General features: G+C 73.3%; 15 protein-coding genes. 4 read left to right on the top strand and 11 right to left on the bottom strand.

Going from position 1 to position 17,231, the window contains the following annotated elements; genetic code table 11:
• Positions 1-13 precede the first annotated feature (13 nt).
• The 3 genes from EV376_RS00970 to fdxA are packed head-to-tail and all read right to left on the bottom strand — an operon-like array spanning position 14 to position 2,500.
• On the bottom strand, positions 14-1,039 hold the full coding sequence (locus EV376_RS00970) for a prephenate dehydrogenase/arogenate dehydrogenase family protein (protein ID WP_130320279.1): 1,026 nt from the start codon (positions 1,037-1,039) through the stop codon (positions 14-16).
• A gap of 31 nt (positions 1,040-1,070) precedes the next feature.
• Positions 1,071-2,177 carry a succinyldiaminopimelate transaminase gene (gene dapC / locus EV376_RS00975; protein WP_486482847.1) on the bottom strand — a complete coding sequence of 369 codons (1,107 nt, stop codon included), beginning with the start codon at positions 2,175-2,177 and terminating at the stop codon, positions 1,071-1,073.
• Entirely contained in the window at positions 2,174-2,500 is a 327-nt protein-coding gene (gene fdxA, locus EV376_RS00980) for a ferredoxin (protein WP_088992046.1), read from the bottom strand. Before fdxA ends, dapC begins: the two co-directional genes overlap by 4 nt.
• A gap of 78 nt (positions 2,501-2,578) precedes the next feature.
• On the opposite strand from fdxA, the gene EV376_RS00985 reads away from it, so the two are divergent.
• Positions 2,579-3,631 carry a GNAT family N-acetyltransferase gene (locus EV376_RS00985; protein ID WP_130320281.1) on the top strand — a complete coding sequence of 351 codons (1,053 nt, stop codon included), beginning with the start codon at positions 2,579-2,581 and terminating at the stop codon, positions 3,629-3,631.
• Positions 3,632-3,708: 77 nt separating this feature from the next.
• Here EV376_RS00985 and EV376_RS00990 read toward each other — a convergent pair whose 3' ends face one another.
• The 3 genes from EV376_RS00990 to mshB all read right to left on the bottom strand — a co-directional run bounded on the left by EV376_RS00990 (position 3,709) and on the right by mshB (position 5,634).
• Positions 3,709-4,176, bottom strand: a complete 468-nt coding sequence (locus EV376_RS00990) for a hypothetical protein (protein WP_130320282.1) — start codon at positions 4,174-4,176, stop codon at positions 3,709-3,711.
• Between the two features lie 82 nt (positions 4,177-4,258).
• Positions 4,259-4,717, bottom strand: coding sequence for a hypothetical protein (locus EV376_RS00995; RefSeq protein ID WP_130320283.1), 459 nt, complete (start codon positions 4,715-4,717; stop codon positions 4,259-4,261).
• Positions 4,714-5,634 (bottom strand): N-acetyl-1-D-myo-inositol-2-amino-2-deoxy-alpha-D-glucopyranoside deacetylase, encoded by a 921-nt coding sequence (gene mshB, locus EV376_RS01000; RefSeq protein ID WP_130320284.1) that lies wholly within the window; start codon positions 5,632-5,634, stop codon positions 4,714-4,716. The genes EV376_RS00995 and mshB overlap by 4 nt, the downstream gene beginning before the upstream one ends.
• A gap of 86 nt (positions 5,635-5,720) precedes the next feature.
• On the opposite strand from mshB, the gene EV376_RS01005 reads away from it, so the two are divergent.
• On the top strand, positions 5,721-7,862 hold the full coding sequence (locus tag EV376_RS01005) for a prolyl oligopeptidase family serine peptidase (protein WP_130320285.1): 2,142 nt from the start codon (positions 5,721-5,723) through the stop codon (positions 7,860-7,862).
• 109 nt (positions 7,863-7,971) lie between these two features.
• On the opposite strand, the gene EV376_RS01010 is transcribed toward EV376_RS01005, so the two are convergent.
• From EV376_RS01010 to EV376_RS01030, 5 genes are all read right to left on the bottom strand, one after another.
• Positions 7,972-9,714 (bottom strand): ABC transporter substrate-binding protein, encoded by a 1,743-nt coding sequence (locus tag EV376_RS01010; protein ID WP_130320286.1) that lies wholly within the window; start codon positions 9,712-9,714, stop codon positions 7,972-7,974.
• A gap of 145 nt (positions 9,715-9,859) precedes the next feature.
• The gene (locus EV376_RS01015) at positions 9,860-10,846 is read right to left on the bottom strand and encodes an ABC transporter permease (protein WP_130320287.1); all 987 of its coding nucleotides are present in this window, start codon (positions 10,844-10,846) and stop codon (positions 9,860-9,862) included.
• Between the two features lie 8 nt (positions 10,847-10,854).
• The gene (locus EV376_RS01020) at positions 10,855-11,862 is read right to left on the bottom strand and encodes an ABC transporter permease (protein ID WP_130320288.1); all 1,008 of its coding nucleotides are present in this window, start codon (positions 11,860-11,862) and stop codon (positions 10,855-10,857) included.
• Positions 11,859-12,950, bottom strand: a complete 1,092-nt coding sequence (locus EV376_RS01025; RefSeq protein ID WP_130320289.1) for a dipeptide ABC transporter ATP-binding protein — start codon at positions 12,948-12,950, stop codon at positions 11,859-11,861. The genes EV376_RS01020 and EV376_RS01025 overlap by 4 nt, the downstream gene beginning before the upstream one ends.
• Entirely contained in the window at positions 12,947-14,002 is a 1,056-nt protein-coding gene (locus EV376_RS01030; protein ID WP_486482848.1) for an ABC transporter ATP-binding protein, read from the bottom strand. Before EV376_RS01030 ends, EV376_RS01025 begins: the two co-directional genes overlap by 4 nt.
• Before the next feature lie 296 nt (positions 14,003-14,298).
• On the opposite strand from EV376_RS01030, the gene EV376_RS01035 reads away from it, so the two are divergent.
• Entirely contained in the window at positions 14,299-15,735 is a 1,437-nt protein-coding gene (locus EV376_RS01035) for a TldD/PmbA family protein (protein ID WP_130320291.1), read from the top strand.
• A complete protein-coding gene (locus tag EV376_RS01040) occupies positions 15,732-17,153 on the top strand; it encodes a metallopeptidase TldD-related protein (protein ID WP_130320292.1) in 1,422 nt (473 codons plus the stop codon). The genes EV376_RS01035 and EV376_RS01040 overlap by 4 nt, the downstream gene beginning before the upstream one ends.
• Positions 17,154-17,231: the final 78 nt, after the last annotated feature.

Consider the following 17,231-nt stretch of genomic DNA (forward strand, 5'->3'; position numbering starts at 1 on the left):
CGCTCGCGGCCCCTCACGCTCCGGACGGCGTCGGGAGGTGAGCGGTGTAGGAGACCCGCTCCTCCCGGACGTGACAGCCGCCCAGGTGCCCGCCGGCCGCGCCGACCGCCCGCAGCCAGGCCACCTCCTCGGCGTGGTCGCCGCCGGCCGGAAAGTCCCGGACGCGGGTGCGGTACGCGCGGCGGGACACCAGGTCGCGGGCGGCGCCCGCCGCCGCGTGCAGCGCCGTGAGCCGGTCGGCGTCGCCGGCCCGCAGCGCGTCGACCAGGTCGTTCAGGTACGCCGTCACACCGGCCAGTTCGCGCAGCACCCGGTCCCGGTTGCCGAGCAGCATGTTGGCGGTCCGCGCCGCCGGGGTGGCGGCGACCCGGGTGCCGTCGCGGAAGCTGCCGGCCGCCAGGGCGAGCACCGCGTCGCGCAGCGGATCCCGGTCCGCCGCCCCGGCCAGCGCGCCGGCGAGCAGGTGCGGCACGTGCGAGGCCAGCGCCACGGCGGTGTCGTGTTCGGCCGGGGTCATCGGTACGACACGCGCTCCGAACAGCTCCACGAGCAGCCCGGTGAGCCGGCGGAAGGCGGGCGTCCCGGTGCCGGGTGCCGGACAGAGCACCCACGCGGCGGAGTCGAGCAGGGTGGGCGTGGCGGCGGCGAACCCGGCGGACTCGGCGCCGGCCATCGGGTGGCCGGGCACGAAGCGGTCGAGCAGTGCGTGCTGCTCCGCGAAGGCCGCCAGCGCACCCTTGGTGCTGCCCACGTCGGTGAGGACACAGTCGGCCGGGGTGGCCGCGGCCACCCGCAGCAGGGTGTCCGGCAGGGTGGGCAGCGGCCCGCTGCAGAACACCAGCTCCCGCCCGGCGACCGCCTCGTCCAGCGTCTCCGGGACGGCGAGGCCCCGGCCGCGTGCGTCCGCCCGGGTGGCCGGATCCGGGTCCCAACCGGCGACGTCGACGCCGGCCTCGTGCAGCCGCAGGAGCACCGAACCGCCGATCAGGCCGGTGCCGACCACCGCCGCCCGCAGTGCCGCGCCGGCCCTGACCCCCATCGCGTACCTCGGCGTCCCCGGTCGGCGGCGGTCAGGCGGCCAGCCGGCCGGCGACCGCCGCGATGTGCTCGTCGGACTCGGTCAGCGCCGCGCGGACGTGCCGGGCGCCGGCCGGCCCGTAGAAGGCGCCGGCCGCGACCAGGATGCCCCGCCGGGCCAGCCAGTCGACCGTCGCCCAGCAGTCCTCGTCGCGGGTGAGCCACAGGTAGAGGCCCGCCTCCGAGTGCTCGACGGTGAACCCGGCGCCGGTGAACGCCGCGTGCAGCACGGCACGCCGGGCCCGGTAGTGGTCCCGCTGCTCGTCGGCGTGCCGCTCGTCCCGCAGGGCGGCGACCATGGCGGCCTGCACCGGCGCGGGCACGATCATCCCGGCATGCTTGCGCACCTTGAGCAGCTCGGCGACCAGGGCGGGGTCGCCGGCCACGAACCCGGCCCGGTAGCCGGCGAGGTTGGAGCGCTTGGAGAGCGAGTGCACCGCGAGCACCCCCTCGTACGACCCGCCGCAGACCTCGGGTGACAGCACCGAGACCGGCTCGGCCTCCCAGCCCAACGGCAGGTAGCACTCGTCGCTGGCGACGACCGCCCCACGCTCGCGGGCCCAGTCGACCACCTTCCGCAGGTGCGGGGCGGGCAGCACCCGGCCGGTCGGGTTGCCCGGTGAGTTCAGCCAGACCAGGCGGACGCGGGGGGTCGGGCCGACGGCGGTCAGCGAGTCGGCCCGGACGACGGTGGCCCCGGCGAGCCGGCCGCCGTCCTCGTAGGTCGGGTAGGCGATCCTGGGCACCACGACCACGTCGCCCGGCCCGATCCCGAGCAGCGTCGGCAGCCAGGCGACCAGCTCCTTGGAGCCGACCGTCGGCAGCACGCCGAGGCCGTCCACGCCCGCCCCGCAGGCCCGCGCCACCCAGGCCGCGATCGCGTCCCGCAGCGCGGGCATGCCGGCGGTCAGCGGGTAGCCGGGGGCGTCCGACGCGTCGGCCAGCGCCTGCCGGATCACCGGGGGCACCGGGTCGACCGGCGTGCCCATGGAGAGATTGATCAGACCGTCCGGGTGCGCCGCGGCCAGGGCGGCCGCGGCGTCCAGGGCGTCCCAGGTGAACTCGGGCAGCCGAGCCGAGACCGGCGCGGGCCGGTTCAGTGGCCCTCTCCGCGCGGCGGCTGGGCGGCGACGAAGGTCGCGTCCTTCTCCACCTTGCCGATCTTCGAGGCGCCACCGGGCGAGCCCAGGTCCTCGAAGAACTCGTAGTTGGCCGCGGTGTAGTCCTTCCACTGCTCCGGGACGTCGTCCTCGTAGAAGATCGCCTCGACCGGGCACACGGGCTCACAGGCACCACAGTCGACGCACTCGTCGGGGTGGATGTAGAGCATCCGGTTGCCCTCGTAGATGCAGTCGACCGGGCACTCCTCGATGCATGCCTTGTCGAGCACATCCACGCACGGCTCGGCGATGATGTAGGTCACCGATCTTCTCCTCCGCAAGACACGCCGCGATCACCGCGACGCTATGAGCCTAGTATCTCGCCGGGGAGGAGGTCGATCGTGCTCCGACAGCAGGATGTGGGACACCGCATCGTGGTCCGCCGCATTGTGGGGATTCGCGAAGGCCGGCCCCTCTTCAGCGACGCCCTGGGCGAGCTGGTCGAACTGAGCGAGACCCATCTCACTATCGCCACCGAGCAGGGGCGGGTCGAGGTGCCGGTGGCCGAGGTGCACCGGGCGAAACGGGTCCCACCGGCCCGCCGGCCGACGGCCGTCGCGGTGGCCGCGCTGGAGCGCGCCGCCGACGAGGCGTGGCCCGCGCCGACCCGGGCCCGCCTGGGCGAGTGGCTGCTGCGCAGCGCCGACGGCTGGACCGGACGGGCCAACTCGGCGCTGCCGGTCGGCGACCCGGACCGGCCGCTCCCGGCCGCGGTCGACGCGGTGGTGCGCTGGTACGCCGACCTCGGCCGGCCGGCCCTGGTCAACACGCCGCTCCCGCTCGCCGCGCCGGTCGGCGCGGAGCTCGACGCGCGGGGCTGGACCAGCCGGCCCCCGGTGCTCGTACAGACCGTGCCGCTGGCCGCGCTCGTCGGCCGGGCAGCGGTTACCGCCGCACCCGGCCAGCCCGCGAAAACGCTGGTCACCGCGGCGGGCCCGGACGGCCCCGGGGCGCCGCCGGAGCCGGCGGCGGGCGCGGGCCGGCCGGCCGGCGACGTCGAGCTGGCCACCGCGCCGTCGGCGGAGTGGCTGGCGATCGCCGCGGGCCGCAAGGGCGGCCTGCCGGACGCCGCCCGGCACGTGCTCACCGCCGTGGACCAGGTCCGCTTCGCCCAGGTGTACGCGGGCGACCGGCTGGTCGCCGTCGGCCGGGGCACGGTCACCGGGGCGGGCCGCTGGCTCGGCCTGAGCCTGATCGAGGTGGTGCCCGAGGCCCGTCGGCAGGGGCTGGCCCGCGGGGTGATCCACGCGCTGGCGCGGTGGGGGGCGGCGGTCGGCGCCACCGACGCCTTCCTCCAGGTCGAGCAGCGCAACACCGCCGCGGTGGCGCTCTACCGCTCGCTGGGCTTCACCACCCACCACACCTACCTGACGCGGGTCGCGCCGCCGGCCTGACGCGGGATGCGGTATTCCGCGGTGTCGCCCGGGCGGGTCAGCCCGACCTGCCGCAAGCCGAGTCGATCAAGCGGCCGTCAACGGCGGACCGGCCGGCGCGGCTTGGCGGTCTTCGTCTCGGCGATCCGCCGGAGGGTCTGCGACCGGTGGTCGAGGCCGAGCGCGACGGCCAGCAGGTAGCCCAGCAGCACGCCGATGCCGGTGGCCGCGAGGTAGAGCCAGATCTGGGCGAAGAACGTGCCGGCACCGTCGCCGAACGGGTTCCGCCCGACCAGCAGCGGCCCGACGAAGATCGTCAGCGCCAGCGCGGCGCCGACCGCGGCGGCCATGTCGGCGGTCCACTCGGCCGCCGGCCGGCGCCGGCCCCAGACGAAGGCGACCACGGCCAGGATCAGCCCGATCACCACGAACATCCCGAGCGACACCCGGTCGGCGGCGGTGGTGTCGTCGCCGTCGAACCCGAACCGGATGATCAGCCGGGCGACCACGTTGACCAAGAACAGCGCACCCGCGAGCACTCCGACCGCCCGCCACCGCTGACTCATCGCACGCCTCCCGCCGTACCGCCCGCCGCCCTCCGGCGGGCCCTTCCTGGCAGGAATATCTACCACTGGAAGCGGTGCCGCGTCAGGCCCCGAGGCGCGCGGGCGGCGGCGCGGCCAGGATCTGCCGGAAACCCATCACCGCGAAGGTCATCGCGCCGGCCACCACGAGCAGCAGATCCACCCACGTCCCGGTCAGCAGCACGTCCCCCTCGGCGGTACGGATGCCGGCGACCGCCACGATCGCGAACCACGGCACCGCCGGCAACGCCACTGCCCACCGGCGCTCGACCGTACGGTGCGCGAACCAGCTCAGCAGGACGTTCGCGGCGACCGCTACCAGCACCGCCACCCCGATGAGCTGCCCGCCGACCCGGGCCGGGGCGAGGATCAGCTCCAGCACCGCGCTGAGCACCCCGCCGAGGACGGCGAGCAGGCCGCCGGCCACCCGCAGGATGAGGTCGGCCAATCGCCCGGACCCGGCGGGGGGCGGCGGGACGCTCTCGTCGGGCACGACCGACACCGGGGCGACGGGGAGGGTCACCGCGAACCGGCCGCGCCGACCGGGGACCGGTCCGGATCGACCGCGAGCCCCGCGAACAGGTCGTCCTCCCAGCCGTACGGGCCGGAGCCGGGGCCCTTCTCACCGACCGCGAGCGTGTAGTACTCCACGCCCATGAACTCGCTGCCGAAGTTGCCGGCGATCGAGTACAGCCAGGAGTTGTCCGGGATCTGGGTGGCGTGGGCGCGCATCGCCGCCTCCTTGGCGGCGTGCTGGTCGGTGGCGTCGATCCGGGCCGCGATCTGGGCGTCGGGCGTGCAGAACGGCAGCTCGGTCGCCTCCTCGATGCCCACGAACGGGTTGTCCGACGAGCCGGCGAAGTGGGCCATGCCGGCCTCCAGCACGCTCTGCGGCATCGCCGTCCAGTAGACCTTCGCCGGGGCGAACCCCTCGGCGCCGGCCAGCTCGTGGGCGCGCATCGCCACCCGGTGGGCCTGGATGTGGTCGGGGTGCCCGTAGAAGCCGTTCCCGTCGTACGTGATCATGACCTGCGGCCGGACCTCCCGCATGATCTCCACCAGGTGTCCGGCGGCCTCGTCGAGGTCGGCCTGCCAGAAGGCGCGCGGGTGCTCGTTGGTGGCCAGGCCCATCATGCCGGAGTCGCGGTAGCGGCCGGCCCCGCCGAGGAACCGGTGGTCGGCGACCCCGAGAGCACGGCAGGCCGCGGCCAGCTCCGCGATGCGGTAGCCGCCGAGCTGGTCGGCCTCGGCCGCGGCGAGCTGCGCCAACTCCGGTACGTGGATCTCGCCTTCCTCGCCCAGGGTGCAGGTCACCAGCGTGACGTGGGCGCCGGCGGCCGCGTAGTGGGCCATCGTGGAGCCGGTGCCGATGGCTTCGTCATCGGGGTGCGCGTGGACCAGCAGAAGCCGGCGATCGGGCAGCGTCGTCACGCCCGTCACTCTAACCGGCGGTTCTTCCCCGACGGCCCGGACGCGTCCAGGCAGGTCGGCCACATCACCTCCGGCACCGTCCTACGATCCGACGTGTGGACTTTCCGGAGCTGGCCGCACGTACCCGTCGGTTCCGCCACGGAGCGCCGCGCGCGATCTCGGTGGCCGACGACGGCTCGCGGGTGGTCTTCCTCCGCTCGTCCGGTCCGGAGGACCCGGCCGACGCGCTCTGGCTCCTGGACGTCGCCACCGGCGAGGAACGGCTGGTCGCCGACCCGGCCGCGCTGCTCGGCGGCGGCGCCGACACGCTCAGCCCGGGTGAGCGGGCATTGCGGGAGCGCCTGCGGCTGAGCGCCGCCGGCATCGGCTCGTACGCCCTGGACGCGGCCGGCCGGGTGGCTGTGTTCGCGCTCGCCGGTCGGCTGTTCCGGGCCGACCTGGTCCACGGCGACGTGGTCGAGGTGACCGCGGTGGGCCCGGTGCTGGATCCCCGTCCCGACCCGACCGGGCAGCGGCTGGCGTACGTGACCGACGCGGCCGACGGGGTCCGCCGGGGCGAGCTGCGGGTGGTCGAGCACGACGGCACGGACACCATGCTGGCCGGGGAGGACTCCGGGGTGACGTGGGGTCTGGCCGAGCACGTGGCGGCGGAGGAGTTCGACCGGTTCCGGGGCTACTGGTGGGCGCCGGACGGGCGGTCCGTGCTCGCCGCCCGGGTGGACGAGTCCCGGCTGGACCGCTGGCACCTGCACGACCCGGCCGACCCGGCGAGCCCGCCGACCAGCGTCGCGTACCCCCGGGCGGGCGGGCCCAACGCCGAGGTCAGCCTGCACCTGCTCGACCTCGACGACGGCTGGGTCGACGTGCACTGGGACCGGGAGACCTACCCGTACCTGACGACCGTGCACTGGGCCGACGGCGGCCCGCTGATCACCGTGCTGCGCCGGTCGCAGCAGCACGGGCTGGTCCTGGCGGTGGACCCGCGGACCGGGGAGACGCAGGTGCACGCCGAGCTGGCCGACCCGCGCTGGGTGGACCCGATCCCCGGCACACCGGCCCACCTGCCGGACGGCCGGGTGCTGGTCGGCGGGGAGCTGGCCCACGACGGGTACGACGCCCGCTGCCTCTTCGCCGACGGAACCCTGCTCACCCCGCCCTCGCTGTACGTGCGCCGGGTGGTGGGCCGGCTGCCGGTCGTCTCCGGCAACGGGCCGGCGGACCTGCTGGTGGAGGCGAGCGACGGCGAGCCGAGCGAGCAGCACCTGTTCCGGGTCCGCACCACGATCGGCGGTGGCGTGGACGCCCGCCGGATCACCACCGACTCGGGCTGGCACGTCGCCGAGGTGGGCGGGGACGTGCTCGTGGTGGGCAGCGCCTCGCTGGACCACGCCGGCTGGCGGTGGACGGTGTGGCAGGGCGACCGGGAGGTGGCCGAGCTGCGGTCGTTCGCGGCGAACCCGCCGTACTCCCCGCTGCCCCTGCTGGAGCGGGTGACCGACCGGCGGCTGCCGGCGGCGGTGCTCTACCCGGACAACCACGTCACCGGGCGCCGGTTGCCGGTGCTGCTGGACATCTACGGCGGTCCCGGGCACCAGGAGGTGCTCGCCGTCCGGTCGGCGTGGGTGGAGCGGCAGTGGTGGGCCGACGCCGGGTTCGCGGTTGTCGTCGTCGACAACCGGGGTACGCCCGGGGTGGCGCCGTCGTTCGAGAAGGCGATCCACCGGCGGATGGCGGACGTGATCCTCACCGACCAGGTGGAGGCGCTCACCGCGCTCGCCGACAAGCATCCGGACCTGGACCTCGGCCGGGTGGCCGTACGGGGCTGGTCGTTCGGGGGCTGGCTGGCGGGGCTGGCGGTGCTGCGCCACCCGGAGCTGTTCCGGTGCGGGATCGCCGGGGCGCCGGTGACCGACTGGAGCCTGTACGACACCGCCTACACGGAGCGCTATCTGGGCCTGCCGGAGGACGGTGCGGACGTGTACGCCCACCACTCGCTGGTGGAGCTGGCCGCCGAGCCGCCGACCGGTCCGGAGGAGGCCCGGCCGCTGCTGCTGGTGCACGGGCTGGCCGACGACAACGTGGTGGCCGGGCACACGTTGCGGCTGTCGGCGGCGCTGCTGGCCAGCGGGCGCCCGCACGCGGTGCTGCCGCTGACCGGGGCGACCCACATGGCCGCCGGCGGCGTCCGCGAGAACCTGCTGAAGCAGGAACTGGCCTTCCTCCGCACGCATTTGTAGGGAAGGGCCCTTGTTGACGCCCGCGGTGGCGGAGGGGCCCCTTCTCAACAGCGCGAAAGGCCCCCGGCCGACGTCGTTGTCGGCCGGGGGCCCGCTTCGGCGGTACGGGTTACGGCTTCACGTACGCGTTCACGAACGACGGGTACCCGAAGACGCTGGAGATGAACACGCCCCCCGTCTTCGAGCCGTGCACCAGGTAGGCCACGTCGACGTAGAGCGGCACGACCGGGGCGTGCTCCTTCATGATCCGCTCGTCGAGCTTGCCCCACTCCGGGCCCTGCTCGGCCGGCGACAAAGCCAGGATCCGGTCCATCTCGGCGTTGATCGCCGGGTCGTTGAAGTACGACTGGTTGCTGTTGCCCTCGGCCTTGATGGTGCGACCGTCGTAGAGCACCGGCAGGATCGAGGCGCCGCTCGGCCAGTCCGCCGCCCAGTTACCGATGTACAGGTCCCAGGGATTGTCCTTCTTCTTGATCTCGTCGAGCTTCGAGTCGTCCGGGATGTTCCGGACGGTGATCTTGAAGCCGGCGCGCTCCAGGTTGCCCTTGAGCTGGGCGGCCATCTGCTGCTCGGTGGTGTTGTCGGCGACACCGAGGACCAGCTCCGGCGTCTGGCCGCCGAGCAGCTCCTTGGCCTTCTCGAGGTCGCCGTTGGCGCCGGCCGGGTACGCGTCGTACGCCTTGTGGCCGATCGTCGACGACGGCATGAGGGTGGTCATCGGGGCGGCGACGGTCTGCCCGCCGAGCGCCTTGACCAGGCCCTCCCGGTCGATGGCGTAGTTCAGCGCCTGCCGGATCTTCAGGTCCGTGACCCGCTGGTTGTTGATGACCAGCTGGTTGGCGCTCGGCGTCGGGGACAGGATGGTCCGGGACTTGAGCGCCTGGTCGCCGGCGACCCGCGCGACCAGCGAGGCGGGCACGAAGTTCCAGGCCACCGCGCTCTGGTCGGCGCCGTTGTCGGCGATCACCCGGTTGTTGGCGGCGTCGGCGGTCGGGCCGAAGCTCCACACGAACTTGTCCGGGTACTGGTGCCGGACCGGGTCGGTGTTCGCGTCCCAGTGCTCGTTGCGCTCCAGGACGATCTCGGTGCCGACGGTGTGCTTGGTGATCTTGTACGGACCGGACGAGAACGGCTGGTTGTCGAGGTTGACGCCGGTGTCCTTGTCGGGCGGCAGCGGCGCGGTGGTCGGCAGCGAGACCGCGAACGGCAGGTCACAGCGGGGCTTGGCGAACTCGAAGCGCAGCGTCTTCTCGTCCGGCGTGGTCAGGCCCGGCGGCAGCGCGGCCTGGTTCGCCTTGAAGTCCCACTTGGTGTCGTACTGCGGGGAGTCGGCCAGCCACTCCTGGATGTAGGTGGGACCGCTGGTCAGGTCCGGGTTGAAGGAGCGGGCGATGCCGTAGGCGATCTCCTTGGACGTGATCGGGCGGCCGTCCTCGAACTTGACGCCGTCCTTGATCTTGAATTCCCAGACCTTGCAGTCGTCGTTGACGTTGGTTCCCGGCGTCTCGGCCAGGTCACCGACGAGGACCAGCCCGCCCTTGCCGTCGTCCTTCCACGTGGTCAGGTAGCGGGCGAAGAGCGGCGACGCCATCAGGCCCGCGAACGAGTACGTCCGCTGCGGGTCCAGGTGGGAGATCGGGGTCTCCCGGATGATCGTGAGGGTGCCGCCCTTCTGGGCGCCGGGCACCTCCGCCGCCGGGCCCATCGAGTCCTTCGGGTCGGTGGCGATGACCCCGGTCTGCTGCCGGTCGGTGTCCACCGTGGTGCCCTCGCCCGTGTTCTCCGAGCACGCACCCAGGGCCACCACCAGTGCGATCGCGCCGCCTGCGGCGGCCGCCACGCGTGGTCGCATTCCTACCTCCTCCACCCCGGTCGCGCCGGCGGACCACCGGCGTCCCGAGGATCGTAAAGAAGAAAACCTTCGAGTTGTGTAACAGTTGTCGATAAATTTCGCCGCCGGCCGGCGAGCGGTCGCCGCGGCCCGCGACACCGGCGGGTCACCCCAGGCGTACGCGGGGGTCGATGGCCGCGTACAGGAGGTCCACCAGGACGTTGGCCACCACCACGAACACCGCCGCGATCAGGACGGTGGCCATGATGGTCGGCAGGTCGCCGGCCCGGACCGCGTCCACCGCGGCGCGCCCCAGACCCTGCAGACCGAAGGTGGTCTCGGTGATGACCGTGCCGCCCAGGGCGGCCCCGACGTCGAGACCGGCGATGGTGACCACCGGCGTGATCGCCGCGCGCAGCGCGTGCCGGCCGTACACCTTCGGCTTGGCCAGCCCCTTCGCCCGCGCGGTCCGGACGAAGTCCTCCGACAGTGTCTCCAGCATCTGCGCCCGGGACAGCCGGGCGTAGATGGCCGAGAAGAGGAACGCCAGGGCGAGCCACGCGAGCACCAGCCCGCTCGCCCACTTCGCCGGACTCTCGAAGATCGACGTGTAGCCCGGCACCGGCAGCACCCGCAGGTTGTAGACGAAGATCAGCAGCAGGACCGCACCGACGAAGTAGAGCTGGAGGGAGGCGCCGGTCAGTGAGAAGCCGATCGCCGCCCGGTCCAGCCAGGTGCCCTGGCGCAGGGCGGAGACCATGCCCAGCCCGACGCCCAGCAGCAGCCAGAGGATCGCGGCCGGGATCACGATGCTCAGCGTCACCGGCAGCACCCGGGTGATGGTGTCCAGCACCGCCTCGTTGTTGACGTACGACCAGCCCAGGCAGGGCGCGTCGCACTGGCCGCCCTGCGCGCTGCCCAGGTCCCGGCCGGTGAAGATGCCCTTCATGTAGCCGGTGTACTGGGTGAGCAGCGGGTCGCGGAGGCCCAGCTCCTGGCGGACCCGCTCCAGCCGCTCGGGGTTGCAGTTCTTCGGGCACATGCCGCTGACCGGGTCGCGCGGCAGCGCGAAGAACATGAGGAAGGTCAGCACGCTCACCGCCCAGAGGGTGAGCACCGCGGAGAGGATCCGCTTGATCAGGAAGCGCGCCATCTCAGCACCTACCGGGACGATTTCGGGTCGAGCGCGTCGCGCAGCGCGTCGCCGAAGAGGTTGAACGCGAATACGAGCGCGAAGATCATGATGCCGGGGAAGAAGACGAACGCCGGGTCGGTCTGGAGGTAGTCCAGGCTCTGGTAGATCATCCGACCAAAGCTCGGCGTCTCCTCGGTGAGCCCGACCCCGATGAACGACAGGGCCGCCTCGCTGGTGATGAACTGCGGCACGGCCAGCGAGAACGACACCAGGATCGGCGCCCAGATGTTCGGCAGCAACTGCCGGAAGAGCATGTGCCCAAGCCCGGCGCCGCTGGCCCGCGCCGCCTCCACGAACTCCCGCTCGCGCAGCGCGATCACCTGGCCGCGGACCAGCCGGGCGGTGCTGGTCCAGCCGAAGACGGCGAAGATGGCGATCAGCACCCCGACGCCGAAGGCCGGCGGCACCGCGTCCCGCGCGCCGTAGAAGCGCAGGGTCAGGGTGGGGGTCAGCGCCAGCGCGATGATCAGGAACGGCATCGCGAGGGTCAGGTCGGTGATCCAGTTGATCACCGCGTCCAGCCAGCCGCCCAGGTAACCGGCGAGCGCGCCGAGCACGATGCCGAGCACCGTGGTGATCACGGCCGCCGCGAACGCGATGAACAGCGAGGTACGCAGCCCGTAGACCAGCCGGATGAAGATGTCCCGGCCGAGGCCCGGCTCCAGCCCGAAGAAGTGGTCGCCGGAGACGCCGCCGGCGTAGCCGAGGGGCATGCCGAAGCCGTCCAGCTTGTTCTGGAACTGGTCGCGCGGCCCGACCCCGTACAGCGCCTCGATCAGCGGCGCGGCGAGCGCCACCAGCACGAACACGACCAGCAGCGCACCGCTGACCACCGCCGTACGGTCGCGGCGCAGCCGCAGCCAGGCGAGCTGGCCGGGCGAGCGGCCGACGAATCCCTTCTCCCGTGGCGCCTCGCCGTCCCCGCCGGATTCGATCTCGGCGAGCGCCGCGCCGTCCACCGACGACAGGCTCATCGCGACACCTCCCCGGCGGGTTCGCCGTTGGCGGTGAGGGGTCCGGTTTCGGGGAAGTGGCAGGCGGTGGCCTGCCGGCCGCCGTCGCGGGAGGTCAGGGCGGGTTCCTGGGTGGCGCAGATGTCCTGGGCCTTCCAGCAGCGGGTCCGGAACCGGCAGCCCGCGGGCGGGTCCAGCGGGGTCGGCACGTCCCCGGACAGCCGGATCCGCCCGGCCGGACCCAGCCGGGTCACGTCCGGGATCGCCGACAACAACGCCCGCGTGTACGGATGCTGCGGCCGGGTGTAGATATCGGCCCGGTCCCCGATCTCCACCACCCGACCCAGATACATCACCGCCACCCGGTGACAGAAGTGCCGCACCACCGCCAGATCGTGGGCGATGAACACGAACGCCAACCCCAGATCCCGCTGCAACCGCCGCAACAGGTTGACCACCTGCGCCTGAATCGACACATCCAGCGCCGACACCGGCTCATCGGCCACGATCAACCTCGGCTGCAACGCCAGGGCCCGCGCGATCCCGATCCGCTGCCGCTGCCCACCGGAGAACTCGTGCGGATACCGGTTGTAATGCTCCGGATTCAACCCCACCAGCTCCAGCAGCTCCTGCACCCGCGCCTTCACCCCACCCGCCGGCCGGATCCCGTTGACCTGCAACGGCATCGCCACGATCCGCCCCACCGTGTGCCGCGGATTCAACGACGCGTACGGATCCTGAAAAATGATCTGCAGATCCTGCCGCAACGGCCGCAACCCCCGCCGCCGCACATGCGTGATGTCCCGCCCCGCGAACTCGATACTGCCCGCCGTCGGCTCCAACAACCGCACCAACATCCGCCCGGTCGTGGTCTTCCCACACCCGGACTCCCCCACCAACCCCAGCGTCTCCCCCGCCCGCACCTCGAAATCCACCCCGTCGACCGCCCGCACCACACCCCGGGCACGCAACCCCGTACCCACCGGAAAATGCTTCGTCAACCCCCGCACCCGCAACAACGGCTCAGCGGCGGGCCGCCCGTCCGGGGCGGCCTCGGCCGGGCCCCCGGGGGTGGGTCCACCCGGCAGGGCGACGGTTTCGGTGCTCATCGGGCCACCCCCACGTGTGCGATGTCCTCGGCGTACAGGCGGGTGCGGTCGTCGGCGGAGAGGTGGCAGGCCACCAGGTGGCCGGGCGCGCCGGCCGGGCGCAGCTCGGGCACCTCGGTGCGGGAGCGGTTGCCGTTGTGGTCGGCGTAGCGGCACCGCGGGTGGAACGCGCACCCCGACGGCAGGTTGATCAACGACGGCGGGTTGCCCGGGATCGGCACCAGCTCCGCGTCCGCGTCACCGTGCAACGACGGCACGCTCGACAACAACCCCCAGGTGTACGGATGCTGCGGCCGCCGCAGCACCTGCTCCACACTCCCGTGCTCCACCGCCCGGCCGCCGTACATCACCAACACCTCGTCGGCGACCTGACTGATCACACCGAGGTCATGCGTGATCATGATGATCGCCGAGTGGAACTCGGCCTGCAGATCGGCGAGCAGATCCAGGATCTGCGCCTGCACGGTGACGTCCAGCGCGGTGGTCGGCTCGTCCGCGATCAGCAGACCCGGGTCGTTGACCAACGCCATCGCGATCATCGCCCGCTGCCGCATCCCACCCGAGAACTCGTGCGGATACTGCTCGAACCGCCGCCCCGGCTGCGGAATCCCCACCCGGCCCAACATGTCCACCGCCCGCTGCCGCGCCTCCCGCGCACCCGCGTCCGGATGGTGCACCCGGTACGCCTCGGCGATCTGCCGCCCCACCGTGTAGTACGGATGCAACGCCGACAACGGATCCTGGAAGATCATCGCCAGATCCCGACCCCGCAGCCGCCGTACCTCCTCCTCCGGCAGCCCGACGAGCTGCCGGCCGCCGACGGTGATCTCGCCGGAGATGCTGCTGCGCTTCGGGTCGTGCAGGCCGAGGATCGCCAGGGACGTCACGCTCTTGCCGGAGCCGGACTCGCCGACGATGCCGAGGGTGCGGCCGCGCTCCACCGCGAAGGACACCCCGTCGACCGCGCGGACCACGCCGTCGGTCGTGTCGAACCGCACCCGCAGGTCACTCACGCGCAGGTACGGTCCGTCGCCGGACCGCGGCTCCGGCACGCCGGGACGGCCCCCGGCCTGCGCCGACTCCGGACTGCCCACGACCGCCTCCCTCGGTTTGATGTAGGGAACCTACAGCAGAACTCAGAGGGTGAAAATAAGCTACAAAGCCCGGACTGTCAGCCGGCCCCAGCGTAACGACTGGACAACGTCCCGGGACAGCCCCACGTCCCCGGAGCCGCGTGGCCGACCCGGGATGCGGCAGCTCGGGACCGCGTCCGACGGTGACACCCCGAGATGCCGCATGTCGTAGCAGAGGAAGCGCGGATGTCGGCCGGCTCGCCTAGGGTCGGCCCATGACCGAGTTCGACGCGGCGTCCGCCGCCGTCCAGGCCGCTCTCGACGCGGGCGCCCGGTACGCCGACGCCCGGGTGATGCACCGGCGCTACGAGTCGATGTCGGCCCGCAACGGCGACATCGAGGAGCTGACCCAGGACGAGAGCGTCGGGCTGGGAGTCCGGGCGCTGGTCGGGTCGAGCTGGGGCTTCCACGCCGTACCGGAGCTGGCCGACGCCGCCGCCCGCGACGCCGGCCGACGCGCCGCGGCGATCGCCAGCGCGAGCGCCCGGGTCCCCGGCCCGCCGATCGACCTGGTGTCCGGCGACCCCGTGACGGCGAGCTGGGTTTCGGCCTGCGAGGTGGATCCGCTCGGCGTGCCGCTGTCCAGCAAGGGCGACCTGCTGGTCGAGGCCACCAAGCTGATGGCCGACCACGGCGCCGACGTCGCCGAGGGGCTCTACCAGATCTGGGACACGGCCAAATGGTTCGTCTCCAGTGAGGGTCACCGGATCGACCAGCGCATCCGCGAGTGCGGCGGCGGCATCTCGGCGACCTCGATCGGCGACGGGGAGACCCAGCGCCGGTCGTACCCGAGCTACCGGGGCCAGTACGGCACGACCGGCTGGGAACTGGTCGACTCGCTCGACCTGACCGCGCACGCGGCCCGGATGGCCGAGGAGTCGCGGGCGCTGCTCACCGCGCCGCTCTGCCCGGCCGGCGAGACCGACCTGATCCTCGGCGGCGAGCAGCTCGCCCTGCAGATCCACGAGTCGGTCGGGCACGCCATCGAGCTGGACCGGATCCTCGGCTGGGAGGCCGCCTTCGCCGGCACGTCCTGGCTGGACCTGGCCCAGCTCGGTTCGCTGCGGTACGGCTCGGACCTGATGACGATCACCATCGACCCGACGATCCCCGGCGCGCTCGGCAGTTTCGGGTACGACGACGAGGGCTCGCCCGCCGTCAAGCGCGACGCGGTCCGCGAGGGGCGCTGGGTGGGCGTGCTCGCGGGACGCGACTCGGCGGCCGTGGCGGGCCTCGACCACGGCGGCAGCGTCCGCGCCGACGGTTGGGCGCGACTGCCGATGGTGCGGATGACCAACGTGGGGCTGGAGCCCGGGCCGCACACCCTGGAGGAGATCGTCGCGGCCACCGACGAGGGGGTGCTGATGGACGTCAACCGCTCCTGGTCGATCGACGACAAGCGGCTCAACTTCCAGTTCGGCTGCGAGATCGGCTGGGAGATCAGGAACGGGAAGCGGGGGCGGATGCTGCGCAACCCCACGTACACCGGCATCGGCCCGCTCTTCTGGCGCTCGATGGACATGCTGTCCAGCGAGACCGTCGCCTGGGGCACGCCCAACTGCGGCAAGGGGCAGCCGGGCCAGATCGGGCACACCGGCCACCCGGCCGCGCCGGCCCGCTTCCGCAACGTCCGGGTGGGGGTACGCGCATGACCGAGCTGGATCTCGCCGGCCAGGTGATCGAGCTGGTCCGCCGCCTCGGCGGACCGGCCGCCGAGGCCGAGGCGGTGGTGACGCGGGCCGATCTGGCGCTGACCCGGTTCGCCAACTCCTTCATCCACCAGAACGTCGCCGAGTCCGGCGTCGGGGTGCGGCTGCGACTGCACGTCGACGGGCGGACCGCCGCCGGTAGTGGCAGCGTCGTCACGCCCGACGGGCTGCGCGCGCTCGTCGAGCGCACGCTGGCGGCCGCGCGGCTCTGCCCGCCCGATCCGGGGTGGCCGGGCCTGGCCCCGCCCGCGCCGGTCCCGGCCGGCCCGCCGCTCGACGAGGCGACGGCGTACGCGGAGCCGGCCGAGCGGGCCGAACGGGTCCGTGCGTTCGTGGCGGCGGCCGGCGGGCTGGAGACGGCGGGCTACTGCCGCACCGCCCACCGCTCGTCGGCGTTCGCCAACTCGGCCGGCCACTCGGCGCGCGGGCGCACGGCCGAGGCGGCGATGGACGGCATCGCCCGCACCGGCGCCTCGGACGGGGTGGCCCGGCTGGCCGCCGACCGCCTGGCCGATCTCGACGGCTCGGTCCTCGGCGCCCGGGCCGCCGCCAAGGCCCGCGCGGCGGCCGACCCGGTCGAGCTGCCGCCGGGCCGGTACGAGGTGGTGCTGGAACCGGCCGCGGTCGGCGACCTGCTCCAGAACCTCTCCTTCTACGGCTTCAACGGCAAGCGGTACGCCGAACGGCAGTCCTTCGCCGAGCCGGGGGCCGCCCAGTTCGATGCCGCGGTGACCCTGGTGGACGACCCGCTCGGCGGTTCCGGCCTACCGTTCGACGTGGAGGGCACGCGCCGCGAGACGCTGGTCCTGGTCGACGCGGGCGTCACCCGTGCCGTCGCCCACGACCGGCGCACGGCGGCGGAGGTCGGCGCGACCTCGACCGGGCACGCCGTCGCCGGCGCCGCCACCTGGGGCCCGATGCCCCGCAACCTGCGCCTGGTCACCGCCCCCGTCGGGCCGCCCCACGGCCGGGCCGACGACGCGGCGGGGCGGTCGGAGTGGGCGGGCGACGGTGACCTCTCCGGCGCGGTGGTCGACCCGGACACCGCCGGGCTGGTCGCCGGCGTCCGCCGCGGCCTGCTGGTGAGCGACCTCTGGTACACCCGGGTCCTCGACCCGAAGAGCCTGGTCGTCACGGGCCTGACCCGCAACGGCGTGTGGCTCGTGGAGGACGGCGCGGTCACCCGGGCGGTCCGCGACTTCCGCTTCACCGAGGCGTACGTCCGCGCGCTCGGCCCGGGCGCGGTGCTCGGCTCCGGCCCACGGCCGGTTCGCCAACCGGACCGGGTGGACGGGGTCTGGTGGGAGGCGCCCGCGCTGCGGCTGGCCTCGTGGAACTTCACCGGCGGTGCTTCTGGCTGAAATTCGTCGATCTTCGGTGAAGTTCCTAACATCCGGACATCGATCTTCAGTTGAGGGGTTTCCTGGGACGGGGACACA

The organism is Micromonospora sp. CNZ295 (assembly GCF_004217535.1).

Coding starts and splice junctions, on each gene's coding strand:
- EV376_RS00970 (WP_130320279.1), bottom strand. CDS start 1,039: ATGGGGGTCAGGGCCGGCGCGGCACTGCGGGCGGCGGTGGTCGGCACC.
- EV376_RS00990 (WP_130320282.1), bottom strand. CDS start 4,176: ATGAGTCAGCGGTGGCGGGCGGTCGGAGTGCTCGCGGGTGCGCTGTTC.
- EV376_RS01010 (WP_130320286.1), bottom strand. CDS start 9,714: ATGCGACCACGCGTGGCGGCCGCCGCAGGCGGCGCGATCGCACTGGTG.
- EV376_RS01015 (WP_130320287.1), bottom strand. CDS start 10,846: ATGGCGCGCTTCCTGATCAAGCGGATCCTCTCCGCGGTGCTCACCCTC.
- EV376_RS01020 (WP_130320288.1), bottom strand. CDS start 11,862: ATGAGCCTGTCGTCGGTGGACGGCGCGGCGCTCGCCGAGATCGAATCC.
- EV376_RS01025 (WP_130320289.1), bottom strand. CDS start 12,950: ATGAGCACCGAAACCGTCGCCCTGCCGGGTGGACCCACCCCCGGGGGC.
- EV376_RS01035 (WP_130320291.1), top strand. CDS start 14,299: ATGACCGAGTTCGACGCGGCGTCCGCCGCCGTCCAGGCCGCTCTCGAC.
- EV376_RS01040 (WP_130320292.1), top strand. CDS start 15,732: ATGACCGAGCTGGATCTCGCCGGCCAGGTGATCGAGCTGGTCCGCCGC.